The sequence below is a fragment of the Arthrobacter gengyunqii genome, from assembly GCF_023022985.1.
GTDB lineage: Bacteria > Actinomycetota > Actinomycetes > Actinomycetales > Micrococcaceae > Arthrobacter_B > Arthrobacter_B gengyunqii.
Genome location: NZ_CP095461.1, coordinates 2,070,667 through 2,089,814 on the forward strand (window position 1 = coordinate 2,070,667; position 19,148 = coordinate 2,089,814).

Annotated in this window: 17 protein-coding genes; 6 read left to right on the top strand and 11 right to left on the bottom strand. The window is 65.1% G+C overall.

Annotated elements, in window-relative coordinates:
- Positions 1 to 94: 94 nt before the first annotated feature.
- Entirely contained in the window at positions 95 to 649 is a 555-nt protein-coding gene (locus MUG94_RS09405) for a hypothetical protein (RefSeq protein ID WP_227889917.1), read from the top strand.
- Between the two features lie 43 nt (positions 650 to 692).
- Here MUG94_RS09405 and MUG94_RS09410 read toward each other — a convergent pair whose 3' ends face one another.
- The 9 genes from MUG94_RS09410 to MUG94_RS09450 all read right to left on the bottom strand — a co-directional run bounded on the left by MUG94_RS09410 (position 693) and on the right by MUG94_RS09450 (position 11,033).
- Positions 693 to 2,129 (bottom strand): cryptochrome/photolyase family protein, encoded by a 1,437-nt coding sequence (locus MUG94_RS09410; RefSeq protein WP_227907699.1) that lies wholly within the window; start codon positions 2,127 to 2,129, stop codon positions 693 to 695.
- Positions 2,130 to 2,204: 75 nt separating this feature from the next.
- The gene (locus MUG94_RS09415; protein ID WP_227889918.1) at positions 2,205 to 2,756 is read right to left on the bottom strand and encodes a MarR family winged helix-turn-helix transcriptional regulator; all 552 of its coding nucleotides are present in this window, start codon (positions 2,754 to 2,756) and stop codon (positions 2,205 to 2,207) included.
- 35 nt (positions 2,757 to 2,791) lie between these two features.
- Positions 2,792 to 4,501, bottom strand: coding sequence for an AMP-binding protein (locus MUG94_RS09420; protein ID WP_227907697.1), 1,710 nt, complete (start codon positions 4,499 to 4,501; stop codon positions 2,792 to 2,794).
- Entirely contained in the window at positions 4,498 to 5,370 is an 873-nt protein-coding gene (locus MUG94_RS09425) for an enoyl-CoA hydratase/isomerase family protein (RefSeq protein ID WP_227907696.1), read from the bottom strand. Before MUG94_RS09425 ends, MUG94_RS09420 begins: the two co-directional genes overlap by 4 nt.
- Positions 5,371 to 5,394: 24 nt before the next feature.
- Positions 5,395 to 6,918 (bottom strand): aldehyde dehydrogenase family protein, encoded by a 1,524-nt coding sequence (locus MUG94_RS09430; RefSeq protein WP_423724334.1) that lies wholly within the window; start codon positions 6,916 to 6,918, stop codon positions 5,395 to 5,397.
- A gap of 51 nt (positions 6,919 to 6,969) precedes the next feature.
- Positions 6,970 to 7,746 (bottom strand): enoyl-CoA hydratase, encoded by a 777-nt coding sequence (locus MUG94_RS09435; RefSeq protein ID WP_227907695.1) that lies wholly within the window; start codon positions 7,744 to 7,746, stop codon positions 6,970 to 6,972.
- On the bottom strand, positions 7,743 to 8,783 hold the full coding sequence (gene mmsB / locus MUG94_RS09440; protein WP_227907693.1) for a 3-hydroxyisobutyrate dehydrogenase: 1,041 nt from the start codon (positions 8,781 to 8,783) through the stop codon (positions 7,743 to 7,745). Before mmsB ends, MUG94_RS09435 begins: the two co-directional genes overlap by 4 nt.
- The gene (locus MUG94_RS09445; RefSeq protein ID WP_227907690.1) at positions 8,780 to 9,895 is read right to left on the bottom strand and encodes an enoyl-CoA hydratase/isomerase family protein; all 1,116 of its coding nucleotides are present in this window, start codon (positions 9,893 to 9,895) and stop codon (positions 8,780 to 8,782) included. The genes mmsB and MUG94_RS09445 overlap by 4 nt, the downstream gene beginning before the upstream one ends.
- A gap of 1 nt (position 9,896) precedes the next feature.
- On the bottom strand, positions 9,897 to 11,033 hold the full coding sequence (locus MUG94_RS09450) for an acyl-CoA dehydrogenase family protein (protein ID WP_227889924.1): 1,137 nt from the start codon (positions 11,031 to 11,033) through the stop codon (positions 9,897 to 9,899).
- Between the two features lie 421 nt (positions 11,034 to 11,454).
- Here MUG94_RS09450 and MUG94_RS09455 point away from each other — a divergent pair, with 421 nt between their 5' ends.
- Together MUG94_RS09455 and MUG94_RS09460 are read left to right on the top strand one after the other, a co-directional pair.
- On the top strand, positions 11,455 to 12,525 hold the full coding sequence (locus MUG94_RS09455) for a YeeE/YedE family protein (RefSeq protein WP_227907689.1): 1,071 nt from the start codon (positions 11,455 to 11,457) through the stop codon (positions 12,523 to 12,525).
- A gap of 100 nt (positions 12,526 to 12,625) precedes the next feature.
- Entirely contained in the window at positions 12,626 to 12,853 is a 228-nt protein-coding gene (locus tag MUG94_RS09460; RefSeq protein WP_227907687.1) for a sulfurtransferase TusA family protein, read from the top strand.
- Between the two features lie 31 nt (positions 12,854 to 12,884).
- Here MUG94_RS09460 and MUG94_RS09465 read toward each other — a convergent pair whose 3' ends face one another.
- Complete coding sequence (locus MUG94_RS09465; RefSeq protein ID WP_227907685.1) at positions 12,885 to 13,655, bottom strand: enoyl-CoA hydratase/isomerase family protein; 771 nt, start codon at positions 13,653 to 13,655, stop codon at positions 12,885 to 12,887.
- A gap of 165 nt (positions 13,656 to 13,820) precedes the next feature.
- Here MUG94_RS09465 and MUG94_RS09470 point away from each other — a divergent pair, with 165 nt between their 5' ends.
- From MUG94_RS09470 to MUG94_RS09480, 3 genes are all read left to right on the top strand, one after another.
- The gene (locus tag MUG94_RS09470; RefSeq protein ID WP_227907683.1) at positions 13,821 to 15,437 is read left to right on the top strand and encodes a fatty acyl-CoA synthetase; all 1,617 of its coding nucleotides are present in this window, start codon (positions 13,821 to 13,823) and stop codon (positions 15,435 to 15,437) included.
- Between the two features lie 80 nt (positions 15,438 to 15,517).
- The gene (locus MUG94_RS09475; protein WP_227907681.1) at positions 15,518 to 16,522 is read left to right on the top strand and encodes an aldo/keto reductase family protein; all 1,005 of its coding nucleotides are present in this window, start codon (positions 15,518 to 15,520) and stop codon (positions 16,520 to 16,522) included.
- A complete protein-coding gene (locus MUG94_RS09480; RefSeq protein WP_227907680.1) occupies positions 16,523 to 17,362 on the top strand; it encodes an SDR family oxidoreductase in 840 nt (279 codons plus the stop codon).
- 102 nt (positions 17,363 to 17,464) lie between these two features.
- Here the strand turns inward: MUG94_RS09480 and MUG94_RS09485 are convergent, their stop codons facing one another.
- Positions 17,465 to 19,063, bottom strand: a complete 1,599-nt coding sequence (locus MUG94_RS09485) for an HNH endonuclease signature motif containing protein (protein ID WP_227907679.1) — start codon at positions 19,061 to 19,063, stop codon at positions 17,465 to 17,467.
- Positions 19,064 to 19,148: the final 85 nt, after the last annotated feature.

Sequence of the window (19,148 nt, forward strand, 5' to 3'; positions counted from 1 at the left end):
CGTCCCGGTGTGATCGACGCCTCCTGTCAGTCCCCGCACCCGAACCCGTAAAATTGGTGGAAGAAGCTTGGATTCGTAGGAAAGTTAGGAGCCATTGGACCTCACCACCACACTGCGCCGCATCGACTACGGCGAGCCTTCGGAGCACGGCGCAACAACTTACATCCTGCACACGGCCGCCGGAAAATTCCGCACCCAGCCGGACAACATCCGGCCCCGTTCCCTCGCCCTCGCAGTGCCTGTCAGTTCCAATCTTCCCGCCCGGCCCCGCCTCACACTGGTCCTCGACGATGACCGCAGCGTGGTGGACTGGCGACCTGCCGCTGAGGATGAGCAGCCGCCGGGTGAAGTGTCACTGCAGGGGGTGGAGTGGGACGGGCACTTCGGCCTGGCGGTGGATTACTACGACACTGCCGCCGCTGCCGCTGCCGCGCCGGACACCCGCTGGGCAGTCGTCCGCAGCGGCCCCGACCGCAGCTTCGTGATCGGCCCCACCGCCGACTATGCCGCAGCTTTCCGAGTGGCCCTCAATCACAACCTCTCCGACGACTACCGCGCTGATACGTTCGACGACCGGTACATCGTTATTCAAGCCGCCCTCGCCGAGTGGGCCTGCTACGCCGCCGAAGGCCCGCGCGCTGACATCTGACATCGCGCTGACATCCGCGATTCCGTCCCCGCTGTACAGCCGCTCAGCGAATGCTCTCGTACGCCTCAAGCGCGTGCCGGCGTGACTCCTTCAGGTCCACGAGCGGCTCGGGATAGGCGGGAGTCAGTGCGTCCGGCACCCAGCGGGCGATGTACGCGCCGTCGGGATCAAAGCGCTTCGCCTGCGTCTGCGGATTGAAGATCCGGAAGAACGGTGCTGCGTCCGCGCCGGAGCCGGCGACCCACTGCCAGTTGGCGGGATTACTCGCGGGGTCGGCGTCCACCAGGGTCTCCCAGAACCATTCCTCGCCCGCCCGCCAGTGGATGCCAAGGTTCTTGATCAGGAAGCTGGCGGCGACCATCCGCACCCGGTTGTGCATCCAGCCCATGCTCCAAAGCTGCCGCTGGCCGGCGTCGACCAGTGGAAACCCTGTTCTTCCGGCCTTCCACGCGTCGAGGGCGTCCAGGCCATCCGGCCGGGATCCCGACGGCGCCTGCGCATCCTTCCCGCGCAGGATCGCCGGGGTCTGCGGTCCGGAGCCCTCCGGATACTCCCAAGGGAACCCGTCGAAGGCAGGCCGCAGGTTCTTGGTGGCCAGATCCGGATTGTGAAAGAGCTGGTGCCAGCAGAACTCACGCCAGCCAATTTCGGTGCCGAACACATCCGGCCCCGGCCCGTTCCCGCGGACGCGGGACAGCCCGTGCCAGACTTGGAACGGACTCACATGCCCCCAGCGCAAGTACGGTGAGAGCCTGCTGGTTCCGGGCTTCGCCGGGCGGTCGCGGCCGTCGTCGTAATGCTGCACCGGCCCGGCCAGGAAATCGCTAAGCGTGGACAGGCCGGCTTCCTCGCCCGGGATCCAGGCTTCCGCCAAACCTGCGGACCAGTCCGGATGCTGCGGCAGCAGGTTCCAATCTTCCAGGTCCTCCCCGGCGGGAATTCCGTCCGGCGGGGCGGCGGCCTTATCCGGAGCCGAAAGATTGTCCGGAACCGGCAGGGGTGCCCGGAAATCCATGGCGGAGACCGTGCGCCAGAAGGGAGTGAAGACCCGGTACGGTCCGCCACCGCCCGTACGCACGGTCCAGGGTTCGTGCAGCAGCGAAGCCTGGAAGCTCTCCGCCTGCACATCAGCGCCAGCGGCCCACTCCTTGACCGCCGTGTCCACCTCCCGCTCCGGACCGCCGTACCGCCGGTTCCAGAAGATCCGCTCCGCGTCCGCTTTCTGCGCGAACGCCGGAACGACGTCGGCCGCCGGCCCCCGCAGCAGCACCAGCGGAATGCCCAGGGCCAATAGGTCTTTCCGCAGGGTCTTCAGGGCGTGGTGCAGCCACCACTTCGCGGCGGCACCCACCGGCCGGATGCCCGGTGATTCCTCGTCCAGAACATATAGGGCTACCGCCTCGCCGTCGTGGGCTGCGGCAAGGAGGGCAGGATTATCCGCTGTGCGCAGATCGTCGCGGAGCCAGGCGATGGAGACCACGGGCGGGTCCTTTCCTTGGGTAACACGACCCTACCCGGGGCCGGGCAGGACGGCCCCTGCCACACGGAACTGCCGTTACGGACCTGCCGTTACGCCCTCTCCTGGAGACTCATCGAAATCTCCGGCCTGGCGCCGGAAGCGGGTCAGTATGCCGGCCAGGGCCGTGAGGTCCTCCTGGCCGAACCCCGGACGGGAAAACACCTGCTTGTTCAATGCGGCAACAGCTTCCGGCACCAGGTCCCTGCCCGCAGGAGTAATTGCCACCAGAACGGTCCGCCCGTCGGACGGATGAGGACGCCGCACAGCGAGTCCCGCGTTCTCCAGGCGGTCCACGGCGTTGGTGACCGATGTGGGATGCACCTGAAGCCGGGCGCCGGCCTTGGCCATGGGAAGCGCTCCGGTGGCTGTAAAACTGAGCAGGGCCAGGAGTTCAAAACGGGAGAAGGTCAGGCCAAACGGTTTGAGGACGCTTTCCACCCGGGTGAGCAGGATCTGGGAAGTGCGCATGACCGCGGTTACCGCAGCCATGCCGTCGGCAGCATCGCCCCACCCGTGTTCCTCCCAATGCCGGCGCGCCTCGGCTATCGGGTCCTGGGCCAGAGGTTTCGGGGCCGGAGGCTGCGGCACGGTCGGTTTCGGCGAGAGGGATTTCGATGACGGAGTCACCCGCGCAGCTCCGGAAACTCATCATCCCGGTACTCGATGCCGGCCCGCACGGCACCGCCGTCGTTCTCCAGGGCGCGCAGCTGGACCCGGCGGATTTTCCCGGACATGGTCTTGGGCAGCTCATGGAACTCCAGCCGCCGGACCCGGAGGTAGGGAGCCAGATGTTCGCGGGCGTACCCCAGAATCGCCAGCGCGGTTTCCCGGTTCGGCTCCCACCCCTCGGCCAGCGCCACGTAGGCCTTCGGCACCGCCAGGCGAAGCTCGTCCGGAGCAGGCACGACGGCGGCTTCGGCCACTGCCGGATGTTCGATGAGGACGCTCTCGAGCTCAAACGGACTGATCTTGTAGTCGGAGGCCTTGAACACGTCGTCGGTACGGCCGACATAGGTGATGTAGCCGTCCGGGTTCCGGATGGCCATGTCACCGGTATGGAAGTAACCGCCCTCCATGGCCGCGACGGTGCGCTCCGGATCGCCGCGGTAGCCGGTCATGAGGTTCAGCGGCGTGCCGGCAAGGTCCAGACAGATTTCGCCCTCGTCGGCCACCTGTCCCGTCGAGGGATCAATGATGACCACCGGAACGCCAGGCAGGGGCCGCCCCATGGAGCCCGGATGCAGTTCGGCGCCCGGGGTGTTACCCACCAAGGCCGTGGTTTCGGTCTGGCCGAACCCGTCCCGGATGGACAGTCCCCAGGCGGCCTGCACCTTGGAGATTACCTCCGGATTCAGCGGCTCACCGGCGCCGATCAGCTCACGCAGGTGCGCCGGACGTTCCCCCAGGCTGGACTGGATCATCATCCGCCATACGGTCGGCGGCGCGCACAGGCTTGTCACGCCGGCCCGGTGCATCTGTTCCAGCAGCGCCTCCGGACGGAAACGGGCGTAATTGTAGATAAAAACGGTGGCTTCAGCATTCCACGGGGCGAAGAAGCTGCTCCAGGCGTGCTTGGCCCATCCCGGCGAGCTGATGTTCAGGTGCACGTCCCCTGGCTGCAAACCGAGGAAGTACATCGTGGACAGATGCCCCACCGGATAGGACACCTGGGTGTGCTCGACCAGTTTTGGCCGGCTGGTGGTTCCGGATGTGAAGTAGAACAGCAGCGGGTCCGCGGCATCGGTGACGGTTTGGAGCTGAACCGGGGTTGCTTCATACGCCTGCGAGTAGTCCAGCCAGCCGCTGTGTTCCGCCGTGGCATCTTTCCCGACCAGGATCTTGGTGCAGGACCCGGGAACGTCGTCGAACTTTGCCGCGTCAGTGGCGTTGGCGATAACCCACTGTGCTTCCCCGCGGAGAATCCGGTCAGCCAAATCCGCACTTCCCGCTGCGGATGCTGTGGGCATGATAACGGCGCCAAGCTTCATGGCGGCGAGCATGCTCTCCCAGAGTTCCACCTGGTTGCCGAGCATCAGCATCACCGGATCCCCCTGGCGGACCCCCTGGTCCGACAGCCAGGCGGCAACCTGGTCGGAACGGCGGACCATGTCATCAAAGCTGTACTTCTGCTCCGACCCGTCCTCTTCCACGATCCACAGGGCGCAAGCCGAGTTGCCGCGGGCCATGGCATCGAACCAATCCACGGCCCAGTTGAACTTCCCCTCCAGCCGCGGCCAGGCAAAGGACTCCACGGCCTTTTCATAGCTGCCCGACAGAGCGAGCAGCTCGTCACGCGCGGCACGGAACAAAGTGGTGGAATTGTTCTGGTTCATCGTGCTTCTTCCTCGTGCTGGAGACTGTCGTCAGTGATGTTTGCTTGGGTCCTGCCCGGGCCGGTCCAGGTGAACACCGGGTCTTCCTTGGCCAGGAAGGCACGAACGCCGATTCCCGGATCAGCTGCCGCCGCCATTTCCTCCTGCCAGCGGTTGCTGGCCTGGTCCAGCGCGTTCCGGCCGGAGTGTCCTGCGCCTTCTGTGCCAACGAACGCAATGATGTCCACCAGCTCCTTCATGGCCTGCAGCGAAAGCTGGGACCTGCCGGCCAGGCGGTGCGCGAAGGATGCAACGTCGGTCCAAAAGTCCGCCTGCGGAATCACCCGTTCCACGAGGCCCAGACGCAGCGCCTGCTCGGCAGGAACAAAGTCGCCGCTGAACAGCAGGTACTTGGCCGCCCCGGGACCGGCCAGCCGAACCAGCCGCTCAATTCCGGACAGCGGATAGACAATGCCGATCTTGGCCGGTGTGATGCCGAAAACGGCACGGTCCGAGGCCAGCCGGAAATCGCACGCTCCGGCCACCTGCCATGCGCCGCCCAGGCAGTAGCCGTCCACGGCGGCGATGACCGGCTTGGGGAACGCCGCAATGGCCTCTTCCCCCGCAGTGACGTCGCCGCCGTCGTGCAGTCCGTTGTCCGGATTGTGCAGGATCGCCTTCAGATCGGAAATGTCAGCTCCGGCAGAGAAATCTTCGCCGTCGCCGCGGATGATGACCACCAACACGTCCGGATCCTCCGCCAGCGGAGCGAGCACGACGGCGAACTCCCGCCACATGCGCGCGGTCAGGGTGTTGCGGCGGCCGGGATTGGACAGCAGTACCGTTGCCACCGGCCCGTCCCGGGTAACCAGCAGGGTGCCTTTGCTCATGGTGTCCTCAGCCTCAGGGGAGTTTCAGCCGCGCAGCTTGACGTTGATCTGCTTGGTCTGGGTAAACCCGGCCAGCATGCCCTCCAGCGACACCTCGCGGCCAATGCCGCTTTGCTTGTAGCCGCCGTAGGACTGGCCCACCACCTGGCCTCCGCCCTGGTTCACCTGCACCCATCCGGCGTCAACCCGGTGGGCGGTGTTCAGGGCGTTGTCCAAGTTGTGGGACCAGACGTAGGCTGCCAGCCCGTAGTGCGAGTCGTTCGCCATCCGGATCACGTCTTCGGTGTCCCGCCACGGGATGGCGACCAGCACGGGACCGAAGATCTCCTCCTGGGCCAGGCGGAAATCGTTGCGTCCTCCGCCAAAAACGGTGGGCAGGTGGAAATAGCCCTCAGTGAGCGGACCTTCAGCGGGAACGTCGCCGCCCAGGAGCGTCTTCATGGAACCGCGGCCGTCCTCAAGGTAGCCGCTGATGGAGGTGAACTGGCTGTTGTTGATGATCGCCCCCATGTCCGTGGCCTCATCCAGCGGATTGCCCACCACCAGCGCGCCCAGTTTGAGGGTGAGCCGTTCCAGGACCTCCTCATAAATGTCCTCGTGCAGGAACAATCTCGACCCGGCGGTGCAGCTCTGTCCCTGGCGGGTGAAGCGCGAGGCCAGCAGCAATCCGTCAATCAGGTCCTCGTCCACGGCATCCGGGAAAACAATCGACGGATTCTTTCCGCCCAGTTCCAAAGACACATGGGCCAGCCGTTCCCCGGCAGTGCGGGCGACGCCGCGGCCCACTTCCGTGGACCCGGTGAAAGAGACTTTGTCCACCCCTGGATGCTCCGCCAGTGCCGCACCGATGACGCTTCCGCGGCCAGTCAGGGCGTTGACCGTGCCGGCCGGAAGATGCCGTGCACAGATCTCGGCGAGCAGCAGAATAGTGAGCGGGGCGTCGTCGGCTGCTTTGAGGATCACGGTGTTGCCGGCGGCCAGGGCTGCAGGGAGCTTGAACCCGGCAATCATCAGCGGAGAATTCCACGGGAGGATGCAGGCCACCACGCCGAGCGGTTCCAGCCGGGTGTACTGCAGCTGGCCGTCGCCGGCCGGCAGGGTAACCCCCTTGACCTCCCCGGCAATTCCGGCGAAGTAGCGGAACAGGGCCACCAGTGTGGTGACTTCCGGGCGTGCCTGGGTGCGCAGGGCGTTGCCGGTGTCCAGGGCCGTCAAACGGGCAAAATCCTCCGCCCGCGCCTCGATGTCATCCGCGATCAGGGACAGCGCCCGTGCCCGGACAGTGAAGTGGACGTTGCGCCAGCCCGGGAAGGCTTGCCGTGCTGCGGCCACCGCCCGGTCAACATCCTCGGGACCCGCAGCCGGAACCCGGGCGATGACGGTTTCCCGCTTGGCCGGGTTCATCACGTCCCGCCACTGACCCGTTGCGGACCCCACGGGCTCCCCGCCGATCCACATGGGCTGGTCGACGCCGGACAGGAACGAGCTGTAATCGGACGTTTCGGAAGGTCCGGCCGCCGGTTCCGACGGAATGTTGAGCTGGGTCATGATGCCTCGTTCTCTGAAGTGTGGTCGGTGTGGAGGTCCGGGGAGTAAATGTCAGCGGTGCTTAAAGTCCGGCTTGCGCTTCTCGATGAACGCGGCCATGCCTTCCTTTTGATCTTCCAGGGCAAAGACGGAGTGGAACACCCGGCGCTCGAAGCGGATGCCCGAGTCCAGGGTGGTTTCGAAGGCGGCGTTGACCAGTTCCTTGCCCAGCATGGCCACTGGAGCGGACATGGAGGCGATGGTTTCCGCCGTGGAGCGGGCTTCGTCGAGCAGCTCGCCGGCGGGCACCACGCGGGCAACCAGTCCGGCGCGTTCGGCTTCCTCAGCGCCGATGGTCCGGCCGGTGAGGATCATTTCCATGGCCTTGGCCTTGCCCACGGCACGGGTCAGGCGCTGGGAGCCGCCAATACCGGGAATCACGCCGAGCTTGATTTCGGGCTGGCCAAACTTGGCCGTGTCAGCGGCGATGATGAAGTCGCACAGCAGGGCCAGTTCGCAGCCGCCGCCCAGGGCATGGCCGGCGACGGCGGCGATCACCGGGGTGCGGACGGCCGCCAGGGTGTCCCAGCCGCGGAACCAGTTCCCCAGGTACATGTCCATGTACGTCTTTTCGGACATTTCCTTGATGTCCGCTCCGGCGGCAAAGGCCCGTTCGGAGCCGGTAATGACAATGGCGCCGATGTCCGGATCGTTGTCCAGCTCCGTTGCGGCCGAGACCACATCCTGCATCAACCCGAAGTTCAGCGCGTTCAGGGCCTTGGGTCGGTTCAGGGTAATGGTGCCCACCCGTCCGCTGCGCTCCAGAAGGATGTTCTCGTACTCGCTCATACTGCTCCGCTCTGTCCTGCCGGCTGCCCGGCGGTGTTGCTGTTGCTGTCTGTGCTGTTCATGGAAGCACTGTTGCTTATGTTGCCATCGGATCCGTCGCTCGCCGTGGCGGCACGGATGGTGTTGATGACGGCGGAGAAGTCCTCTCCGCCGCTGCCGGAGTCCGTGAGTTCCCGGAAGATCTCCCCTGCCCGGCGGCCAAGTTCGGCGCGGACACCGGTGGAGTCCAGCGCATCTGCGGCTAGGCCCAGGTCCTTGGCCATGAGGGCCGCTGCGAAACCGGGCCGGTAGTCCCGGTTGGCGGGGCTGGCCGGAACCGGGCCGGGAACCGGACAGTTGGTCGTCAGCGCCCAGCACTGGCCGGATGCCGCTGAGGCCACGTCAAACAGGGCCTGATGTGTCAGCCCGAGTTCTTCGCCCAGGACAAACGCTTCGCTGACGGCAATCATGGACACCCCAAGGATCATGTTGTTGCAGATCTTTGCGGCCTGACCGGCACCGGGACCGCCGCAGTGCACCACGCGCCCGCCCATCACCTCGAGCAGGGGCAGCGCCGCGGCAAAGTCCTCCCCGGCACCGCCGACCATGAACGTCAGGGTTCCGGCCTCGGCACCCACCACTCCCCCGGACACCGGAGCATCCAAGCCGCGGTGGCCGGTCTCCAGCATCAGGGCGTGGGCCGTGGTGGCGTCGTCCACCGAGATGGTCGAGCACTCCAGGAAGAGGGCATCGGGGGATGCTGCTGCGAGGAGGCCCAGGGTGTCACCGTCTCCTGAAAGGGCATTGAGCACGTGCGTTCCCGTGGGCAGCATGGTGATCACGACGCCGGCTCCGGACACCGCTTCGTCAGCGGAGGCCGCCATGCGGATGCCGGCCGCAGCAGCCTTGTCCGCTGCTGCCGGAACCGGGTCGTAACCGGTGACGGAGTAGCCCGCGGCCACCAGGTTGGCAGCCATTGGACCGCCCATATTGCCCAGCCCGATGAAACCTATCTGCATCCCGTGCTCCTGTGTCTGTGTGTCTGGTTCGACTGTCATCGCTGCTCCTGGCTGATCAAAGAACTGTCGGTTTTACGGTCCTGCAGGCCCTCCCACAGATCGGGACGGCCGTCCAGCGGGGCAAAGTAGGAATCAACGTCTGCCTGCCGCACCTCCGCCAATGTGGCCGGCGTCCACCGCGGATTGCGGTCCTTGTCGATGACCTGCGCCCGGACTCCTTCGGCGAAGTCCGGTGCGGTCAAGGCATGAAGTGAAACCCGGTATTCCTGTTCCAGCACGCTCGGCAGGTCCGGAAGTTCCCTGGCCCGGCGCAGCGACTGCAGTGTCACCTTGAGCGCCGACGGGGATTTCGAGAGCACGACGGCGGCTGCCGCCTTTGCGTCCTGGGCGTCCGAGCGGAGCAGCGCGTCAACGATGGTCTCCACGTCCTCGTAGGCGTAGCAGTCATCGATCCATGCCTGGGCTGCAGCAAGGGGCGCATCCGGCGCCTTCCGGGCAAATTCCAACAGCACTTCGTCCGCCGGCCTCTGTTCCAGCGCCGCCGACAGCTCGCCGAGGCGGGAGCTGTCCACATACACATCGGCCAGTCCCATCAGCAGGGCATCAGGCCCCGTCATGGTCCCTGCGGTGAGGGCTGCGTGGGTGCCCAGCTCGCCGGGCGCCCGGGAGAGCAGGTAGGTGCCGCCCACGTCGGGAATGAAACCGATGCCCGTTTCCGGCATGCCCACTTTCGTGCGCTCCGTGACGACCCGGTGCCGTGCGTGCGCCGAAACGCCGACGCCGCCGCCCAGCACAATGCCGTCCATCAGGGCCACGTACGGTTTGGGATAACTGCTGATCCGGGCATTGAGTTCGTACTCCTCAGCCCAGAAACCGGCTGACTCCGCGCCACCGTTGCCGGCATCGTGGTACAGGGCCACGATGTCACCGCCGGCACACAGGCCGCGCTCTCCGGCGCCGGAGAGCAGGACGGTGGCTACGCCGTCGTCGTGCTCCCACGCATCCAAGGCATCGCTGATCAGGGAAACCATGGTGGCCGTGAGGGCGTTGATCGCCTTGGGCCGGTTCAGGATGATGTGCCCCAGGTGTCCTCGGCGTTCGAGCAGGACCTCAGGTTCGCGAGCCTCGGGTGTTTCGGGTGTTTCAGTCATTTCAGGCCTCCGCCAGCGTGCGGCCGACAATGAGCTGCATGATCTCGTTGGAGCCTTCAAGTATTTGGTGGACCCGCAGGTCCCGAACGATTTTTTCCACTCCGTATTCGGAGAGGTAGCCGTAGCCGCCGTGCAGCTGCAGGGCTTCGTTGGCCACTTTGAACGCGTTGTCTGTGGCCACCCGTTTGGCGATGGCGCAGAGTTTGACGACGTCGGGCGCTTCCCGGTCCAGCGCATCGGCACCCCGCCAGAGCATGGTGCGTGCGGTCTGCAGGTCCATTTCCATATCGGCCAAACGGAACAGGAGGGAGGACTGTTCGATGAGCGGTTTGCCGAAAGCGGTGCGCTCCTTCAGGTGCGCCACGGTCTTGTCCAGCGCCGCCTGCGCGCCGCCCAGGGAGCACGCTCCCATGTTCAGGCGCCCGCCGTTCAGTCCCTTCATGGCGATGCCGAAGCCGGCGCCCTCGTCGCCCAGGCGGTTGGCCACCGGAACGCGCAGATCAGTGAAGATCACCTGTGCAGTGGGCTGCGCATTCCAGCCCATCTTGCGCTCGGGCGGTCCGAACGAGAGGCCCGGCGTGTTGGCCGGCACCACAATGGCGCTGATGCCGCGCGGACCGGCACCGCTCGTGCGGGCCATGACGATGTAGTAGCTGGAGGAGCCGGCTCCGGAAATGAACTGCTTGACCCCGTTAAGCACGTACTCGTCGCCGTCGCGCACTGCCTTGGTGGTCAGTGCCGCCGCGTCTGAACCCGCTCCGGGCTCCGTCAGGCAGTAGCTGCCCAGCGCCTGCATGGATGCCAGTTCCGGAACCCATTGGGCCCGCTGCTCGGCGGAGCCAAAGGTGTCGATCATCCACACCACCATGTTGTGGATGGAAATGTAGGCAGCTATGGAGGGGTCCGCTTTGGAAAGTTCTTCGAAAATCAGCACCGCGTCCGATCGGGAAAGGCCCGAGCCGCCGTACTCCTCCGCAGCATAAATGGCACCCATGCCGAGTTCTCCGGCCTGGGCCAGGACATCCACCGGGAAATGCTTTGTTTCATCCCATTTCGCCGCGTTGGGGGCCAGCGCGTCGGAAGCAAATTCCCGCACCATATCCCTAATGGCCTGCTGGTCCTGCGTGAGTTCGAACATGCTCCGCCCTTCATTGGTGCCGTGACGCCTAACATACTTGGACTCCCTAGTAATTACTAGGGCTTCCAAGGACTCTTTCTTCCGGGCACCTCTGCTGCGGCGGTTGTTAGCTGACTTATCATTCCGGACGGCGTCATAGTTAGACCACCACGGCAGTGTCTGCAAGAATTCCCGAACCGGCCATTACTGCCAGGATTGCGCTGGCCCGCGGCCGCTGAGTGCGGCCCGCAAACGTTCTGAATTGCTTCCTTATTCCCGCCCCGTCACGGGGCTTCATGCGCGTTCATCCGGGGCCATGATCCTTGGCGCGCCCCTGTCCCGCAGCCTACCGTTGCGAAGCTGCGGGCAGTTCTCCCGCAGCCTCATGAGCCCCGCTGGAATTCATCCCCCGGGATTCACCTCCCCCGCAAAAGGAGTACCCATGCTTATCTCCGGCCTTTTTGTCGGCATGGCCCTGGGCTTTGTCATGCAGCGCGGGCGCTTTTGCGTCACCGGTGCTTTCCGCGATGTTTGGATCACGCGCAACACGCGCTGGCTGACCGCTTTCCTTGTGGTGGTGGCGGTCCAGAGTGTAGGCATTTTCGCGCTGGACGCTGCCGGCGTCATTTCACTCAATTCCGGCCCGTTCCCGTGGCTTGCCACTATTGTTGGCGGTTTCATTTTCGGATTCGCCATTATTCTGGCCGGCGGGTGTGCCACCGGTACGTATTACCGTGCCGGTGAAGGTCTGGTGGGGAGCTGGCTCGCGCTCATCACATATGCGCTCTTTGCCGCCGTCATGAAGACGGGACCGCTGTCCGGCTTCAATACCTCCATGCGCTCCGTGACCGTTGAGCAAAGCAACTTCTATTCGGTGCTCAATGTCTCACCATGGATCTTCGTAGCTCTGCTGGTGGTTGGCGTTACCCTGGCGGTCCGCCACCACCTGAACAAGCCGCGCTTCAAATTGGCAGCTCCGCCGGCATCAAAAACCGGACTGGCACATTTGTTGTTTGAAAAGCCCTGGAATGCCTTTGCCACCGCAGTGGTTATTGGCCTGATCGCCATTGCCGCGTGGCCGCTGAGCTGGGCCACCGGACGGGAGGCCGGTCTGGGGATCACCACCCCGTCCTCCAACGCCGTCAACTACCTGGTCACGGGAGATCCCGAACTCGTGGACTGGGGGGTGCTTCTGGTTGCCGGCATCCTGGTCGGCTCGTACATCGCAGCCAAGGGCAGCGGTGAATTCCGGATTCGGGTCCCCGACGCCGCAACAGTCGTGAAGAGCCTTGGCGGCGGCGCCCTGATGGGCATCGGAGCTGCACTGGCAGGCGGCTGCACCATCGGCAACGCCATGGTGGAGACCGCACAGTTCAGTTTTCAGGGCTGGACGGCGCTGGTGTTCATGATTCTGGGCACCGGTGCGGGCGCTCGCCTCACGATTATGAACCGCCGTTCCTCGTCCGGTTCCGGTCCCGCCAATGTTCCCGCCCGCGCCGCGGCACTCAGCTAAACCCGCAGCTCCCGGATAAACCAAAAGCACCCCGGGCAACATCTTCCGACAACAAGCAACCCGCCCGGAAACAGGCGGCTCCCGAAAGGAAACACTTCCCATGGCCCAGGTAACCCTCCAAACCAACGGACAGGTCTGCCCCTTCCCCCTCGTCGAGGCCAAGGACACCATGGCCTCGCTGGCAACCGGCGACGAACTGGTGATCAACTTCGACTGCACCCAGGCCACCGACGCGATTCCGCGCTGGGCCGCGGAGAACAACTACCCCGTCACCGACTTCTCCAAGATCGGTCCGGCGGAATGGTCCATTACGGTGCGGAAGGCCTGAACTGCGGGGTTCGCTTTCTGCCCGCCAGCCGTTACCCGCCCGACCGCCCGGCGAAGGCAGCAAGCCGGTCCCTTGTGTCCGCTGAAGCCGCCATTGAGGCAATCGTTTCTGCTTCCTCCTGCAGATGCGTCTCGTAGCCAGCAGTGCTTCGGGCACGCAGCAGCCGTTTGGTCGGGCCCAGCACGGAAACAGCCCCTGAGGCCAGCTGCTCCCCCAGCTCCTGCGCCCTGCCGGCAATCTCCTCGGCGGGCACCAGCTCATTGATCAGTCCCCACTCGAGGGCATCGGCGTGGCCGGCCACCCTTCCGGCCAGGCACATCTCGGCCGCCCGGCGCGGTCCGGCCAGTTCAGGCAGCAGATAGGACACGCCGCAGTCCGGCGTCAGGCCCACTCCCGCGTAGGCGGCCAGGAACCGTGCCTTCGGCGAAGCCAGGATGAAGTCCGCATTGAGCGCCAGGCCGAGTCCGGCACCGGCTGCCGGCCCGTTCACCACCGCTATGCTGATCAGCCGGGATTTGGCCAGCGCCAGGACGGCCTCATGCAGTCTGCCGGCCAGTTCCTTGAGGAAAGCGCCCTGATCTGCGGCGGCAGCCATGGCAGCCACATCGCCCCCGGCACAGAAGAAGCGGCCGGCACCCTGCAGCAGCAGGACATGGCAGTCCGCGTGCATTTCGGCGTCGGCGAGCGCGGCACAGAGTTCCTCCGCCAGCTCCAGGTCAAGAGCGTTGGCGGAGTCCGGACGATTCAGCGTCAGCCGCGCCAGCGCGCCGTCGTACTCCAGGGTGAGACGGCGGTACGTCATGCGTCGGATCTCCTTCTGCGTGGTCGGTCTTCCGGCTGCGCGTCAGTCTAACCGGGCACGTCAAGATCTTCCCCTGCGTCGTCCGCTGGGACAGAATGTGGGCCAACAGGTCTGCGGGCGCGCTGGTGCGGCTACGCGGCAAGCACTTCATTTTGGGGGTACAGCGTGTCCGTTCATCCGCTTCTTGCACTGTCCCGCAGCCAGTCTCTTGGCGACCTTCCGCGGCGCAGCGCCTTGCGCTTCCCGGAGCGCACCGCCGTCGTCGACGGTGATGTCCGCCTGAGCTTCGCTGACTTCGAACGCGCCGTGGGCGCCGCCGCAGCGGCCCTGCAGGCGCACGGGATCACGCCCGGCGACCGTCTGGCCCTGCTGTCCCGCAATAACTGGCAGTTTGCGGCGCTGGCCTTTGCGACGGCGCGCGCCGGCGTGGTCCTGGTTCCGATCAACTTCATGCTGGGTGCCGACGAGGTGGCCTACGTATTGGATCACAGCGGCGCCACGGCATTCGTGGTCCAGGACGCGCTGGTGCCGGTGGCCGAAGCCGCCATGGAGGCAGCCGAGACCGACGGGGTTGTTATCCGGACCAGCATCTGCAGCGGAATGGAGCCGGCACCCGCCGGTTGGGGGAACGTGCGGGACTGGTTCGAGTTCGACGGCGGTACCGCGCCGCTTCCGGTGGTGGCCGACGATGACCCGGTGCGGCTGATGTACACCTCGGGGACTGAATCCCGACCCAAGGGCGCGCTGATGTCCAGCCGGTCCCTGATGTGGGAATACGTCTCGGCAGTGGTGGACGGCTACATGACCGCGGACGACGTGGACCTGCATACCCTGCCCCTGTATCACTGTGCCCAGCTGGACTGCTTCCTCGGCCCGGACATCTACCTCGGCGCCACCAGCATCATCCTTCCGGCTCCGGATCCGGCGGCCATCCTGGCCGCCATTGAACGCGAGAAGGTCACGAAGTTCTTCGCTCCGCCGACGGTGTGGATTTCCCTGCTGCGCTCCCCGCTTTTCGATGCAGCGGATCTGTCCTCCCTCCGGAAGGGCTACTACGGGGCGTCTGCCATGCCGGTGCAGGTGCTGAAGGAGCTGCGGCAGCGCCTGCCGGACGTACGGTTTTGGAATTTCTACGGCCAGACGGAAATGGCACCGGTCGCCACCATCCTCGGTCCGGAGGACCAGCTGGCGCATGCCGGATCCGCGGGGAGGCCGTCGCTGAACGTGGAGACTGCCGTGGTTGATGACGATGACCGTCCTGTTCCTCCCGGCACCGTCGGAGAGATCGTGCACCGCAGCCCGCACGCGACGCTGGGCTACTACCGGGATCCTGAACGCACCGCCGAGGCTTTCGCCAACGGCTGGTTCCATTCGGGTGACCTGGGCTATTTCGACGACGAAGGTTACCTAAGCGTCGTGGACCGCAAGAAGGACATGATCAAGACCGGCGGTGAAAATGTGGCAAGCAGGGAGGTGGAAGAGGCAATCTACCTGCTCGACGGCGTCGCCGAAGCTGCTGTGTTCGGGGTGCCCCATCCCCACTGGGTGGAAGCCGTCGCCGCGGTGGTGGTTCCCCGGCCGGGCGTTGAGCTGGTGCCCGAGGAGGTCATGGCGCATACCCGCAGCCTGCTCGCCGGCTATAAAACGCCCAAGTACGTCATCATTGCGGACGCGCTGCCGAAGAACCCCAGCGGAAAGATCGTCAAGCGGCAGCTGCGGAACGAGCACACGGATCTGGGGACGTCGTCGGCGGCAATTTTGCCTGCGCCGGGGCTGAATTGACGGATGTCCAACGCGGGCCTAGCTTTGCAGCTGTGGATGCGTGAGACGGATCACTGACAACAGGCAAGGGAAGCACAGCTATGGAACACAGGTACCTCGGCAACAGCGGACTCAAGATCTCCGAAATCATCTACGGCAATTGGCTGACCCACGGCTCCCAGGTGGAGAACGACGTGGCCACCGAGTGCGTCCGTGCTGCCCTGGATGCCGGCATCAGTACTTTCGATACGGCAGATACGTACGCCAACACGGCTGCCGAGACGGTCCTTGGCGCAGCCCTGAAGAATGAACGCCGGGAGTCGCTGGAGATCTTCACGAAGGTGTATTGGCCTACCGGTCCGGCCGGGCACAATGATTCCGGGCTGTCCCGCAAACACATCATGGAATCCATCAACGGTTCCCTGCAGCGCCTGCAGACCGACTACGTGGACCTCTACCAGGCCCACAGGTATGACTCGGAGACGCCGCTGGAGGAAACCATGCAGGCCTTTGCCGACATCGTGCGGCAGGGCAAAGCCCTCTACATCGGCGTCAGCGAATGGAACGCCGAGCAGCTCCGCGCCGGACAGGCCCTCGCCAAAGACCTGGGGTTCTCGCTGATCTCCAATCAGCCGCAGTACAACATGCTGTGGCGGGTCATCGAAGCGGAGGTGGTACCGGCTTCGGAAGAGCTGGGCATCTCCCAGATTGTCTTCTCCCCCATGGCGCAGGGCGTCCTCAGCGGCAAGTACAAGCCGGGTGCCGACCTGCCCGAAGGCAGCCGTGCCACCGATGCCAAGGGCGGCGCGAAAATGATCAGCCGATGGATGAAGGACGATGTGCTGGCCGGTGTCCAGAAGCTGCAGCCGATTGCCGATGAGGTCGGGCTGACCATGGGCCAGCTGGCTGTCGCGTGGGTGCTGCAGAACCCCAACGTGGCTGCCGCCATCATCGGCGCCTCTCGTCCGGAGCAGGTCACCTCGAATGTTCAGGCGGCGGGAGTGGTGCTGAAGCCGGACGTCCTGTCCCGCATCGATGATGCCGTCGGCTCACTGGCCGAGCGTGATCCCGCTAAGACCCAGACCCCGGAGAGCCGTCCGTCCTAGATGACTCCCGAACATTTGAATGCCGAACATGCGCACACCCCGCTTCCTCTGGCAGGCCGCACCGCTGTCATCACCGGGGTCAGCAGGCGTCAGGGGATCGGCTTTGCCGTGGCTTCCCGTCTGGCGCGGATGGGCGCGAGTCTCTTCCTCGCGCACTATTCTCCGCACGATGCGGATCAGCCGTGGGGCGCGGACTCGATTGACGACGTCGTCGGCGGCTTGCGGGATTGCCTTGCCGATGGGGCGCAGCTGGCCCACGCGAGCATTGACCTGGCCGATGCCGGTGGCGCGGGGCAGCTGATCCGGGATGCCGCCGCAGCGTTGGGTCATCTGGACATCCTGATTTGCAACCACGCCCGCAGCGGCGGCGACGGACCGTTGGAGGACATGAGCGCCGGGAAGCTCGATGCCCACTGGCGGGTGAATGCCCGTTCTACGATCCTTGCCACCCGCGACTTTGCCCTGCAGCACGATGGGCGGTCCGGGGGCCGCGTGGTGTGGATGACTTCCGGCCAGATCAACGGCGGAATCATGGAGGACGAGATTGCCTACGCCACGTCGAAGGCGGCCCTGGCCGGGATCACCCCGTCAGTGGCCGCTGACCTGGTCCGCCGGGGAATTGTCCTTAATACCGTGAACCCTGGTCCGGTGAACACCGGCTATCTGGATGTCGACACCGCCGACCGTCCTCCGGAAGTCCTTGCGGAGGTTCTTTCTCGGTTTCCGGGCGGGCGATTCGGAGAACCCGATGACCCTGCCCGCCTCATCGCTTGGCTGGTCAGTGACGAGGGACGGTGGATGGTAGGTCAGGTGCTCAGCAGTGACGGCGGATTCCGCTAATTTTGCATCCGATGGTTTTGGCGGCGGAATAGCGTTGTTCGCTGTAGATGTCGCTGGCTGAAGATAGTGGACGCGCGTCTTGGAACGACAATGTGCCAGTTCCTAGAACGGCGGCGGATCATCGCCGTAGTCATCGGGACTTTCGTCTGCACCGCTCCGGCAGGAAACGTCAGGCCGAACGCGCTGCGCTGCGGCAACGCCAGTGTCGGGTCCTTTCGCCAGCGTGAGATGCGGGTCGGTGCGGTAGGTCCGGCCTCCCGGTGACGTCCACTCGATGATTCCCGGTGAGCGTTGTCGTGCTTTCCAGAAGCCCCGGGATTTGAACATGTGATGCCGCCGGCAGAGATGTTCCAGGTTGTCGTGGTCGGTGGTGCCACCATGGGACCACGGTTTGGTGTGGTCGATCTCGGAGATCACGGCGTTGGTCCGGCATCCCGGGAACCGGCAGGTCCCGTCGCGGGCCCGGAGCCAGCGCTGCAACCCGGCAGGAACTTTCCGTCGCCGGCCGACCCGCAGGATCTCGTCGGTGCCCGGGTGGCGTTCCACGGGTGTCCAATGGGCTGCCTGCCGGGCGAGCCTGCGGGCGGTTTCGGGGCTGATGGGCCCGTACCCGTGCAGTTCCGCAGGCTGTTCATCAGCTCCGAAGAGGGTTTCCGCGGTGATCAGGACCAGGATTTCCGTGCGTGCCCGGGCACGGGCACGGGTCTTCGTGGTGATGCTGTCGTGGGTGTCATCACCGGCATCCACATCAGCTCTGTCATCCTGGGCAGCATCACCACCCTCCCGGCCTTCCTCAATCCCGCCCTCGAGGAGGTCAGCGAGGATGTCCGCACGCAACGCGTCCACCCGCCGCGGATCTCCGGCAGCTTGTTCACCTCGGGCAGCTGTGGTCAGCTGCGTGTAAATCAGCTGGGCACGGGCCGCCGGCAACAACGCCGACAACCAGGACATGCCGTCCTCGTCCGGTGCCAGACAGACCCGGCGCTGTTCAAACGCTGTCCCGTGCCGGACGCTGATGGTTTCCGGATACGCTTTTTCCCGCATGCGGCGGGCCTTCACCCGGAACTGAGACGGCGTCTGTCCCGCCACAGCCATTTCCAGCAGATCATTTTCAAAGCCGGCCAGTTCAGCCTCGGGAACATTCTGGGACTGGTCCAGCACGGTTTGGACATGCCCATAACTGAGCATTCCTTCTTCCAAACTGGCCAGGGTTGCCGTGTGGGTGGAGCACAGCTGTCCGGCGTCGCTCATCAGCATCTTGGCGGTGTTGGTGGGCAGGTGCAGGATGGCGGCAGCTTCCTCCGCAGCGAGACTGAACGTCAGTCCCGGATCTTCCCTACCGATGTCTTGGAGTAGATCATCGCGGAAGACGGTCTCCATCCGGTGCAGGATTTTCGCTTGCTGGGCCTGAGCCCAACGGATCAGGGCATCCAACCGGGACAACACCACCCCGGCTTCGTCCTGGGTCAGGGACTCAGCCGCCTGCAGGGCCAACGAACCGGTGAACCCGTCCCGGTATGAGGGACCAAAGCCGGAGGAGGCCTGCGCAGGACCATTCTGGGCGGAATCGCTATGGGCGGTACAGGAATCGGCCCTTCCGGGCTCCGCTTGGTAGACCGAGAGACTCGGCCCAGCAGCCCGTCCGGCACCGGTGGGTTCACCAGTGTCGCCGCGCCGCCGAGAAGATCCGTTCTGATCCATGTCTTCAGGCTTTCACCCGCCACTGACATTTCCGACGCGAAAACAGCCCAAAATGACCCAAAACAGGCCCTTTTGAGGCACGCCA

Bases quoted from the DNA above. Each gene is read 5' to 3' on its own strand.
- MUG94_RS09420 (WP_227907697.1), bottom strand. From the start codon at position 4,501: ATGAACCAGAACAATTCCACCACTTTGTTCCGTGCCGCGCGTGACGAG.
- MUG94_RS09425 (WP_227907696.1), bottom strand. From the start codon at position 5,370: ATGAGCAAAGGCACCCTGCTGGTTACCCGGGACGGGCCGGTGGCAACG.
- MUG94_RS09430 (WP_423724334.1), bottom strand. From the start codon at position 6,918: ATGACCCAGCTCAACATTCCGTCGGAACCGGCGGCCGGACCTTCCGAA.
- MUG94_RS09435 (WP_227907695.1), bottom strand. From the start codon at position 7,746: ATGAGCGAGTACGAGAACATCCTTCTGGAGCGCAGCGGACGGGTGGGC.
- mmsB (WP_227907693.1), bottom strand. From the start codon at position 8,783: ATGACAGTCGAACCAGACACACAGACACAGGAGCACGGGATGCAGATA.
- MUG94_RS09445 (WP_227907690.1), bottom strand. From the start codon at position 9,895: ATGACTGAAACACCCGAAACACCCGAGGCTCGCGAACCTGAGGTCCTG.
- MUG94_RS09450 (WP_227889924.1), bottom strand. From the start codon at position 11,033: ATGTTCGAACTCACGCAGGACCAGCAGGCCATTAGGGATATGGTGCGG.
- MUG94_RS09455 (WP_227907689.1), top strand. From the start codon at position 11,455: ATGCTTATCTCCGGCCTTTTTGTCGGCATGGCCCTGGGCTTTGTCATG.
- MUG94_RS09460 (WP_227907687.1), top strand. From the start codon at position 12,626: ATGGCCCAGGTAACCCTCCAAACCAACGGACAGGTCTGCCCCTTCCCC.
- MUG94_RS09465 (WP_227907685.1), bottom strand. From the start codon at position 13,655: ATGACGTACCGCCGTCTCACCCTGGAGTACGACGGCGCGCTGGCGCGG.
- MUG94_RS09475 (WP_227907681.1), top strand. From the start codon at position 15,518: ATGGAACACAGGTACCTCGGCAACAGCGGACTCAAGATCTCCGAAATC.
- MUG94_RS09480 (WP_227907680.1), top strand. From the start codon at position 16,523: ATGACTCCCGAACATTTGAATGCCGAACATGCGCACACCCCGCTTCCT.
- MUG94_RS09485 (WP_227907679.1), bottom strand. From the start codon at position 19,063: ATGGATCAGAACGGATCTTCTCGGCGGCGCGGCGACACTGGTGAACCC.